The organism is Nostoc mirabile CHAB5784, from assembly GCF_020829645.1.
GTDB classification, from domain to species: Bacteria; Cyanobacteriota; Cyanobacteriia; order Cyanobacteriales; family Nostocaceae; genus Nostoc; species Nostoc mirabile.
This window is the reverse complement of record NZ_JAIVFS010000179.1, coordinates 1-9,571: the sequence shown is the minus strand read 5'-3', so window position 1 is coordinate 9,571 and position 9,571 is coordinate 1. Positions and strand designations below refer to the sequence as shown.

The following is a 9,571-nucleotide window of genomic DNA, read 5'->3' as shown; positions in this document are numbered from 1 at the left end:
GTGCAGACTTGTCGTCGTCAAGGCAAGTCTATTATTGATTTTTTTGTACAAGCACTACTGGTTGATTCTAATAATTATCTGTCTCCCCCATCTCTACTTCCTAAATATTAGACCTGAATCCTTACGAATTTCTTGCTTCGAGAACCCATAATGTTTCTCCTCAAACAGCTAAGGCTGCATTGCAATGGTGGACAAATAATGAAATCAGGCCAATGTGATACTCAAAGGTCACAAAACAATGAGCGGCGTGGGGTATCCCTTCCCTAGCCGCTCAAAACAAAGCGACCACAGGCAAAATATCCCCGTAGCCGCGATTGTTATCTCTTATAAATCAAACGGCCACGAGTGTGGCGTACACCCGTGGCCGTAAATGTTCCCTTCATAGTGCGTGAACGAGTAGCGGTGGAACAAACGCGCCGACGCACCTTTATGGCACGCCATGACAGCGTAATGCTGTAACACCTATTCCGTGATTACTGGAGGCGATACACCAATATGTCAGTAGGCAGCAAACTGTTCTCCACAAGCCACTGTTACATCTATGGCGACGTGAAGGCGACCAGAGAGCTATGAAATCGACACAATTGGCAGATGCTCGCTAAACACCTCAAATAGATCAGGGGTTGTTCACACGACTGAAGGCACTCTTTTGGTTAAAAGGCGCACTCCACAAGCGAGCTGGTGATGCCACATGAAGCAGCATTGGTCAGCTCATGAATTTTGTGGGTAAAAGCTGTCATTTTTGCGCCTCCTTAAAAATTTCAATATGTAGTATACAGTAACATGGAGGTTACCAGAGGTCAAGTTGGTTGTTCAATGAATTCCAACTATTTAAGCCCATAACTAACAACTTAGGTTAAATACTAATTTCTTTCTAAAGGTTAATCTAGCGTCAATCCCTGAAAGCTGCTACTGTATATTGTCGATCTTACAGTTGAGCATCAAAAAAGTGGCTGCTGAATCAAAGACAATCGCGATCGCACTCAATAATGACTTCATTAACAATCTGGATCTGTCGCCTGCGTCAACGGTGATTGAACAACTGCTGCAAGATGGGGCCGCATCCCATGAACAGCAGCTACGCTTTGATATCAATTATGAACTCGAACCTGGCGATCCACGGGAACTCTCAGAAATTCCAGAGGTGCGGCTGTGGTTTGTGCGCCTAGATGCCAAATATCCTTGGTTGCCATTTTTACTAGATTGGAAAGCTGGAGAATTTGCTCGTTATAGCGCCATGCTTGTACCACACCAGTTCAGTTCCAAAGAAGGCATTCAGTACAATCCTGAAGCCTTAGAAATATTTTTGATGCACAAAATCTTTATTTTAGGTGATTGGCTCAAACAACAAAATATCCCCAGCCTCTCGCGGCTGAAGTCTATGGCCCAAATGCTAGGTTATGAATTAGAGGATGCTTTTTTTGAGATATTTTAACAAGAAAGAATTCAGGTGTCAGGAGCCAGAATTCATACTGAATTCTGGGCGACTGGGAGATAGAGAAGTGTCTCGTAGAGAGCGTCAAGATTGCTGACTTCTGTATTCTGAATTCTGTATTCTTCTTCTGAATAACCGCAAAATCTAGCTGTCACGTCCAGGTTTTGCGGTCATTCAGTAAACGCATAACTATATTGGATATCCAATAGACTAATTGCAGAAATTGAGACAAACTGCTGGTTTAGCCGCCCCAAATTTTCTCCAAAACTGCGTTTGGTGAAACATCCGCCGTTTTTCCCGTGGGGGATTCAATGGCCAGGAATTTATCGTTTTTCGGCAACAACTTAGCTGGATCAGTGGGGCCAAATAGGGCGATGGTATAGGTTTTGACTCCAACACTCAGTTGTAGTGCCTCACTATCAGTAGACAACATCAGATTTGCCCCGGCAATTATGGCAGTTAACTTACCGATATCATCTGGGGCAGTCACCTTGATATCTGGAGAAGACCCCAGAAGCGATCGCACAAACTGCTCATCGTCAGTCCCCTTAATCACCACCACAGGCAGATCCGGTTGCTTATCTTGGAAGCTTTGAATAATTTGATGCCACTTCTCGACAGGGTAGATTTTATCCAGTTCTTTAGCCTGGGATAACTGGCCAGAACCGCCATGAATCAAGATATAGCCTGTTTCATGCACCCCTAAGCGTTTTTGTTCCTTTTCTGCCCAGTCAATATCTGTTTTTGGCACATTTACAGCTAATTCTGGGACAGGGGTTTTTATGCTTAATGGTTGCAGCAAATCATGATATACTGCCGCCGCATACTGGGATGGTTTGAATGGGACAGCGTTGGTAAGAAAAACCGCTCCTTTGCCTTGGTAGCCAATGCGTGTGGTAATTCCTGTCAACCAGAGTAAAAGACCCACCAACCAATTTTGCTGAACAGCAATGGCAATATCGTATTCGCGATCGCGAATTGTCCCCACCAAGTTACCCCAATCTGCCAGACTGTTACGGTCTTGAAAATCAAAGGGCAGTACCTCGTGAACTGACTTGCTCACTCGGTAGGCAGCCTTTGACCGGGGTTCAACAACGACATCTATCTGAGCGTTAGGGTAATGGCGCTTGAGGTCATCTAGAGTCGGAAAGAAGAGAATTTGGTCGCCAATTCCGCCAGGTACAAGGGCTACTACTCGCATAATATTTATTGACGCTTACTCGCTCCCTATTTTAGGGGAAAATATATAGCTTAAAGATTGAGGAATTCTGTGTATTTACTAATTCCAGCTGCGGGAATAGGGAAAAGAATGGGGAGTAACCGCAATAAACTCCTTCTAGAAGTGCGATCGCAACCAATTATTGCTTGGACTCTATTAGCCGCGGAAGCCGCCAGTACAATCAGTTGGATCGGGATTATTTCTCAGCCTACCGATTGGCCAGACTTCAACGCAATTCTCGCCGATCTGAAGCTGACTAAACCAGTGGAATTGATTACAGGTGGTTCCACCCGCCAAGAATCTGTTTACAATGGCTTGCAGGCGCTACCAGTAGCCGCAGAACAAGTGTTAATTCATGATGGGGCTAGATGCCTGGCCACACCAGATTTATTTAACTCTTGTGCCCAAGCCATTCGCCACTGTCCCGGTTTAATTGCCGGTGTACCCGTCAAAGACACCATCAAAGTTGTCGATGAACAAGGCATAATTCAACAAACACCCGACAGACGGCAATTATGGGCGGCACAAACTCCCCAAGGATTTGATGTCAAGTTGTTGAAACAGTGCCACGCTGAAGGTGTCCGTCAAGGTTGGGAAGTAACTGACGACGCGGCTCTATTTGAAAAGTGCGGTATTGAAGTGCGAATTGTCGAGGGAGAAGAGACAAATTTAAAAGTGACAACTCCACAAGATTTAGCGATCGCAGAATTTATTCTCACAACTAGAGGCTTTTGAGGGAGTAGGGAGTGGGGAGTGGGGAGTGGGGGGATGAGGGAGTGAGGGAGATGAGGGGGATGAGGGGGATGAGGGAGAAGAATTAATAACCAATGCCCCATGCCTCATGCCCCATGCCCAATGCCCCATTTGAGAGTATCAAACAATATTTTGACAATTTACGATATAATGCCACACACTTGTTGATTGTTAGTTGTCATGTACTAATGACCAATGACTAATGACCAATGACCAATGACTAATAACTAAATGATTACAGCCACAGCGACGAAGATAGAAGCAATTCTCTATTTAAAAGGTAAACCCTTGTCGCTCGGCGAAATCGCCGAGTATGCCGCGTGCGATCGCGCCAGTGTCAAAGAAGGCATAATTGAACTAATGGATAACTATGCCCACCGAGATAGCGCCCTAGAGGTGGTAGAAACCCCAGATGGTTACAGTTTGCAACTACGGTCTGATTTTCAGGAGTTAGTGCAAACTATGATACCAGTAGAACTGGGTGTAGGTGCATTGCGAACTTTAGCCGCGATCGCCCTTAATAGTCCCATACTCCAGAGCGACTTGATTAACCTGCGCGGTTCAGGAGTATATCAGCACGTTCCAGAACTCGTCGAACTTGGTTTCATCCGCAAGCGCCGAGACAGCGATTCTCGTTCCTATTCACTCCAAGTAACCCCGAAATTTCATCAGTATTTCCAAATCGAACAACTCCCCCAAATACTTTCCACTAGCCAGAAGGAAGAACAACTAGAACTAGAACTGGAGGGAGTGGGGAGTGGGGAGTAGGGAGTGGGGGGATGAGGGGGATGAGGAGGATCAGGGAGATGAGGGAGCAGGGGAGGTAGGGGAAGAAGAACTATTGATTATTCCCGATTCCCGATTCCCGATTTCCCACTCCCCATTCCCTATTCCCCATTCCCCACTCCCCTCTTTTTGACTTATACCTGTGGTGAATGCGCTACCCTTGTACTATGGTTTAGAGTAGAGTTAGCAATTAAGCTAAATAAAACTGCCAATGGTGTTTAATCCTGACTTTTTAAATGACAACTCTGAGGAACACCCTAATCAACTTCTTTCAGACCACTCTGAGCAATACCCCAATCAGTTACTCAAATATCTACAGCATCAGTCTCCTGATGTTTTAGCCAGGATTGCTCAGTCCGCGAGCCCCGAAATTAAACAAATCATCTCGCAAAATGTCCAAGGGCTTGTGGGAATGCTCCCGCCAGAAAATTTTAACGTGCAAATCACAACAGATCGGGAGAATTTAGCTGGGCTTCTAGCGTCGGCCATGATGACAGGGTATTTTCTGCGCCAGATGGAACAAAGAATGCAGTTAGAGCATTTGTCTAATGGTCAATAATCAATAGTCAGTAGTCAAATATTCTAGGACTATTGACCAAATAAGTACTAATTCGTAATTCGTAATTCGTAATTCGTAATTAAAAAGGGTATAGCAGCCCACACTAAATTAAAAATTCAGTGGTTAACAAGACATGTGTGGAGAGTTCAAGCTTCCACTGATAGCGACGCCCAAAGCGAGTCCGCCAGGGTCTTGCAACTACGAATTACGAATTATCAATTATGAATTATTTTGACTACTTCCTTTCAGGATAAGCTCCTGATTGTACTTTGAAGGTTTGAATTTTACCGCTACGGTTGACTTCGATGGCTATTATGTCCCCAACTTTGCTAGACTCTACCAGCTTCTGAACTTGGGCTGAGATTTTGACTGGTTTACCGTTAACTTTTTGAATCACGTCTCCAGGAAGCAGTCCTCCACGCTTGGCTGGGGAATCCTCTGAAACTCCTTTAATTACAATCCCAGCTTCCTGCTGAATGTTCAGTTGATTTTCTTGATTAATCTGCTGTTTTCTAATGGGAGAAAGGTCTGCCATTTCAATACCCAAGAAGGGATGTTCCACACGCCCTTTGGTAAAAAGTTCGTTGGCGATGCGGGCGGCGGTTTCAATGGGGATGGCGAAACCGAGTCCTTGAGCATCAGCGCGGATGGCAGTGTTAACACCAATTACTTCCCCTTGGGCGTTTAACAAGGGGCCACCAGAATTACCAGGGTTAATTGCGGCATCAGTTTGGATAAAGCTGACTCGCTTATCTGGGACACCAACTTGAGTGCTGGTGCGATCTGTAGCGCTGATGATGCCGATAGTGACAGTATTATCTAAACCTAGAGGATTGCCAATAGCGATCGCCCATTGTCCTGGTATTAAGTTTTGCGAATTGCCCAGCTTCACTGTCGGTAAATGATCCGCTTTTATTTTTACCACTGCCACATCTGTCACCGAATCAACTCCTACCACCTTCCCCTCTAAACTCCGACCATCCTTGAGGGTGACTTGTACTGTATCTGTATCTGCTACTACATGAGCGTTGGTGAGTAATTCTCCATCTTCGCTCAAAATAAACCCCGATCCTGTACCGCGCTCAATGCGTTCTTGGGGAATTGGTTGCTCATCCTCTCCAAAGAATCGCCGTAAGAGGGGATTTTTCAATGCGTCAGAGATAGGATTGGCGACTTTGCGAGTGGCATTAATTCGCACCACAGCCGGGCCAACTTTTTGTACTGCCGTCGCAATAAAATTCACATTATCGCCCCCAGTAGCCCCAATCGCTCCGTTAGAAGAATTTGGCACTACAGATTCTGGAGGCGAAGCCATTGTTACATTTTTTAACTGTTGGAACGAAGAATTTTTGAGCAGGAGATAGCGACTGCCAAATAAACCTGCACCACAGCCAAACGCCAGTAAAAATACATAAACCGCCAGTTGCTTTAAGGATAACTTCATAATCATTCTGCTTAAGGACAGAAATGCAGTTGCTAATTTCTAAGTGTAGTCAAGCTAACGGCAAGTGGACAGATCAATTTACGAGGAATTGGGGATTGGGCATTGGGATTAGGGGAGAGGTGACAGATGATAGGAAATAATCTGTACCCTGTAACCTGTACCCTATTCCCTTCTTCACTCCCCCACTTCCCACACTCTCCATCTAAAATTTAATAATGCGCTCTTGACCTGTATACATGACTTTACCCTTTCGTCAACTGATTCTCTGTAGCTTAGTTAGCGCCTTGAGCTTAGTATCCATACTGCCAAACATCAACAGCGCCAACGCTGCTGTGGGTGGTTGTCCAACTCCAGCCCTATCTCGCTTCCAACGCCATAAAGTTGTTCGTGGCGAAACTCTAGAGAGCATAGCCCAGCGCTACAATCTCATACCTACAACTATTATCGGCATGAATCCAGCTTTGCAGAGCGGTGCAATCGCAGCCGTTGGTAGTGTACTTCAGATTCCTCCCTACAATGGGATTGTCGTCGAAGTACCTCGTGGTCAAACTTGGCGACAAGTGGCAGCGAAATACAAAGTTCGTGCTGATAGCCTTTTTGAGGTAAATGGCTGCCAACAAGACCCCAGAATTGTGTTTGTTCCGGGGGTAAATTGGTCGCCCAATGGTGTTGTAACTAAGTCCGCTTTACCTACTAATGCAGGTACGCCAAACCGTGCATTCTTGTCTGGATATCCTTTGGGGGAAGTGGCAAATGTGGGATTAGCTTACGGCTGGCAAATTAATCCCGCTACAGGTCAAGTTTTCTTCCATAGTGGTGTTGATTTATTAGCACCAGTTGGTACAAATGTGCTAGCGATCGCGCCTGGAACCGTAGCCTTTGCTAATGACCAAGGTTCATATGGCAAGTTGGTCATTATTAACCACAGTGGCGGACTCCAAAGCCGCTATGCCCAGCTTGACAGTATCAAGGTTACTGTCGGTCAACAAGTAAAAAAAGGAGACTTACTGGGAACAGTAGGCACTAGTGGACAACCAACCTCCAGTCAACCGCACCTCCATTTTGAAGTGCGTTCTAGCTCATCTCTGGGTTGGGTAGCGCAAGATCCAAAAAGTTATTTAAAGAAATGAGGTTTGTTTTGAAACGCAAAGGAAAGCGCGTAGGCGCTTCGCCTTCCCGCAGGGTAGGAACGCAAAGGAAATCTCTGTGTTCCTCTGCGAAACCTTTGCGATCCTTTGCGTTAAAAAAAAGATGCTATATTTTCGCTAGATTTTACAATGTGCATTCCTGCCTCTGCAAACCTTGTAAATGCTGCATCTGCCTGTTCTGTGTAGTCCACAATATCTGGAACGACAACGGGGGAAGTGCAATCTTCTAAGAGATAGATTTTTTGAGCAAGGGTGGCATCTACCTGTTTAATTTCTGTTAATAAATCGTCAATTGTCCAAGCGACGCAATGACTTTTAGCTTGACCACCAATAATTACAGCATCAAATTCTAAAAGTTGCTTAATCAGGCGCGTGTTCTTTAGAGCAAGTGGATGTTTATCAAAGTCTTCCAACACCTCTGGACGCAAAATGGAATAGTTTTCTGTTAAGGGATTTTCACCTTTAATTTCAAATTGCGTCTGACTCTGACGAGCAATGCCGTGGAAAAATATGGCTTCTTCTACTGATGAAACTAAAGCATGACCAATACCACCCAACATAGAATGATAAGGCCAAACTGTCAGGGGATATTTACCGTCTTGACTAAGTTGCTTAACGTAATGGTAAGTATGTTTTTCTAATAATTCATAATTGCCATTAGTAACAGTGTCAGCAACTGCTGCGTTGACTTTCCAAATACCTTGTTGAATATCTGCTGGGGTGATGCTAGTCGCTGCTGGAGTGGGATGTTCTCCGGCGGCATTTACCCAAAAGATAGGATGGAAGATTTGTATTGCTGTGTGGGTGTCCAGGGTAGGTACAATTGTTGTAATTATTCCCAAATTTCGATATATAAATTCGCACAATCTGACGTTATCATCCACAGCCCCATTTCCAGATTTTCCACCTACAAATAATTCAAATTCAGGGATGCAGAAGGTGTTTTGGACATCAATTAACAGTAAGCAAATCCGGCTTTTATCAAAAGATGCAGGTTTAATATCGTGTTGTTTTGCCCAGATTTCAGCTTCGGCGGCACGTTCTTGGTAAGATACGCGCCAGACTTCGCCCACTTCTTCAGGGTTAAAGTGTGGGGGAATTGGTCGTTGGGTTGTTGTTTGGGTATTCATAATTACAGTCGCTTTTATTCTGTAATAACATCAATAATTCCAATACCCAAATTTTCCAAGTTCAGTACCTACTTCAGTAAACATCATCATGAGAACCTAAGGTCAATAAAGAAATTACTAATTCCCCAGAATCGGGATGAGGAACAAACTCAAATAGAATACGATTGTTGTAGTCTATGGAACAAGCCCATGTACCCAATAAATCCCCTTTAAGTTTATGAGTACGCAAGCTAGGGTAAAACGGATCTTCAGCAAGTTGTTGTAATCTTTGCTCAACTACAGAGCGTAATTCTGAATTCCTACGCGCTAAACGCTTAAAATCTCGAATAAATCTTGCACTCCAAAGCAGTTGCATCAATCATCTAACTCCGCCATTAAATCAGCAACAGTTCCACTACGTACTTCCCCTTTAGCATAGGCTTCACGAGCTTCTGCAACCGCCTTTAATAAGTCATCCCGTCGCTGTTGTTTGAGGCGCTTTTGGATAATATCTACAAGAATAGCCTGAGCTTCTGGATCTAATGCTTCTACGGCTTCTATGGCTTTCTGGAATGTAGATGTTTTTTCTAGCATGGGCGTCAAAGAATTTGATGATAAGTCTAATTTAGCTGCTGGTGTGTGTAATCTGTTTACTCAATAGTATATTTGTATTAAGTAAAACTGCGTAAATAATTAAAGGTTTGTAGTAAAGACTTCAGTCCTTCTTTTAGGACTAAAGTCCTTACTACGAACTCGATTACAATAATTTTACATTACTTAACATAGTTCGATTTATTTGCACCGACTTACTTATCCCTGTTTTGTCACTCTCGGAAAACAATAATCGAAGCCAAGTTCTGAGACTTTGATTTAATCTAGGTTTGAGGCTTGATTTTCTAACAGAACTAAAATTTATAGACAAAAAGTGGAAATTAAAGCCCTGTAACCGTTTCGGCGATTGGATTCTCCAACTCTGACAAAAGAGGGTTATCCCTCTTTCAAGAAACACTTGACGTAAAGCTTATGTAGAAAGGGTTTGATAAAATGAAGCTTCCTCCTTATCTTGAGATTTGGGGACAAGTTGAAGACCAAAAGCTTGCGCTTTCTTCTGGAGATGT

10 protein-coding genes are annotated in these 9,571 nt (G+C 44.0%); 5 read left to right on the top strand and 5 right to left on the bottom strand.

The genetic code is table 11. From position 1 onward, the window contains the following. Nucleotides 1-949: 949 nt before the first annotated feature. Nucleotides 950-1,435 carry a CRR6 family NdhI maturation factor gene (locus tag LC653_RS42720; protein ID WP_229501328.1) on the top strand — a complete coding sequence of 162 codons (486 nt, stop codon included), beginning with the start codon at nt 950-952 and terminating at the stop codon, nt 1,433-1,435. A gap of 241 nt (nt 1,436-1,676) precedes the next feature. Here LC653_RS42720 and LC653_RS42715 read toward each other — a convergent pair whose 3' ends face one another. Continuing rightward, a complete protein-coding gene (locus LC653_RS42715; RefSeq protein ID WP_229501327.1) occupies nt 1,677-2,636 on the bottom strand; it encodes a glycosyltransferase family 9 protein in 960 nt (319 codons plus the stop codon). A 69-nt stretch (nt 2,637-2,705) separates the two neighbouring features. On the opposite strand from LC653_RS42715, the gene ispD reads away from it, so the two are divergent. The 3 genes from ispD to LC653_RS42700 all read left to right on the top strand — a co-directional run bounded on the left by ispD (nt 2,706) and on the right by LC653_RS42700 (nt 4,752). After that, nucleotides 2,706-3,389 carry a 2-C-methyl-D-erythritol 4-phosphate cytidylyltransferase gene (ispD, locus tag LC653_RS42710; RefSeq protein ID WP_229501326.1) on the top strand — a complete coding sequence of 228 codons (684 nt, stop codon included), beginning with the start codon at nt 2,706-2,708 and terminating at the stop codon, nt 3,387-3,389. 249 nt (nt 3,390-3,638) lie between these two features. Continuing rightward, a complete protein-coding gene (gene scpB, locus LC653_RS42705) occupies nt 3,639-4,175 on the top strand; it encodes an SMC-Scp complex subunit ScpB (RefSeq protein WP_229501325.1) in 537 nt (178 codons plus the stop codon). 229 nt (nt 4,176-4,404) lie between these two features. Continuing rightward, complete coding sequence (locus LC653_RS42700) at nt 4,405-4,752, top strand: DUF760 domain-containing protein (protein ID WP_118162998.1); 348 nt, start codon at nt 4,405-4,407, stop codon at nt 4,750-4,752. 235 nt (nt 4,753-4,987) lie between these two features. Here LC653_RS42700 and LC653_RS42695 read toward each other — a convergent pair whose 3' ends face one another. Continuing rightward, nucleotides 4,988-6,196 carry an HhoA/HhoB/HtrA family serine endopeptidase gene (locus LC653_RS42695; RefSeq protein ID WP_229501324.1) on the bottom strand — a complete coding sequence of 403 codons (1,209 nt, stop codon included), beginning with the start codon at nt 6,194-6,196 and terminating at the stop codon, nt 4,988-4,990. Between the two features lie 236 nt (nt 6,197-6,432). Between LC653_RS42695 and LC653_RS42690 the strand changes: the two genes are divergently transcribed. Next, on the top strand, nt 6,433-7,326 hold the full coding sequence (locus LC653_RS42690) for a peptidoglycan DD-metalloendopeptidase family protein (protein WP_229501323.1): 894 nt from the start codon (nt 6,433-6,435) through the stop codon (nt 7,324-7,326). 110 nt (nt 7,327-7,436) lie between these two features. On the opposite strand, the gene LC653_RS42685 is transcribed toward LC653_RS42690, so the two are convergent. From LC653_RS42685 to LC653_RS42675, 3 genes are all read right to left on the bottom strand, one after another. After that, nucleotides 7,437-8,474, bottom strand: coding sequence for a cysteine hydrolase family protein (locus LC653_RS42685; RefSeq protein ID WP_229501322.1), 1,038 nt, complete (start codon nt 8,472-8,474; stop codon nt 7,437-7,439). Between the two features lie 73 nt (nt 8,475-8,547). Next, nucleotides 8,548-8,829: a type II toxin-antitoxin system RelE/ParE family toxin gene (locus LC653_RS42680; RefSeq protein ID WP_229485079.1), complete on the bottom strand. Its 282-nt coding sequence runs from the start codon at nt 8,827-8,829 to the stop codon at nt 8,548-8,550. Further along, complete coding sequence (locus LC653_RS42675) at nt 8,829-9,047, bottom strand: hypothetical protein (protein ID WP_190955524.1); 219 nt, start codon at nt 9,045-9,047, stop codon at nt 8,829-8,831. Before LC653_RS42675 ends, LC653_RS42680 begins: the two co-directional genes overlap by 1 nt. Between the last annotated feature and the right edge of the window lie 524 nt (nt 9,048-9,571).

Coding starts and splice junctions, on each gene's coding strand:
- LC653_RS42700 (WP_118162998.1), top strand. CDS start 4,405: ATGGTGTTTAATCCTGACTTTTTAAATGACAACTCTGAGGAACACCCT.
- LC653_RS42715 (WP_229501327.1), bottom strand. CDS start 2,636: ATGCGAGTAGTAGCCCTTGTACCTGGCGGAATTGGCGACCAAATTCTC.
- LC653_RS42675 (WP_190955524.1), bottom strand. CDS start 9,047: ATGCTAGAAAAAACATCTACATTCCAGAAAGCCATAGAAGCCGTAGAA.
- LC653_RS42695 (WP_229501324.1), bottom strand. CDS start 6,196: ATGAAGTTATCCTTAAAGCAACTGGCGGTTTATGTATTTTTACTGGCG.
- scpB (WP_229501325.1), top strand. CDS start 3,639: ATGATTACAGCCACAGCGACGAAGATAGAAGCAATTCTCTATTTAAAA.
- LC653_RS42680 (WP_229485079.1), bottom strand. CDS start 8,829: ATGCAACTGCTTTGGAGTGCAAGATTTATTCGAGATTTTAAGCGTTTA.
- LC653_RS42690 (WP_229501323.1), top strand. CDS start 6,433: ATGACTTTACCCTTTCGTCAACTGATTCTCTGTAGCTTAGTTAGCGCC.
- LC653_RS42685 (WP_229501322.1), bottom strand. CDS start 8,474: ATGAATACCCAAACAACAACCCAACGACCAATTCCCCCACACTTTAAC.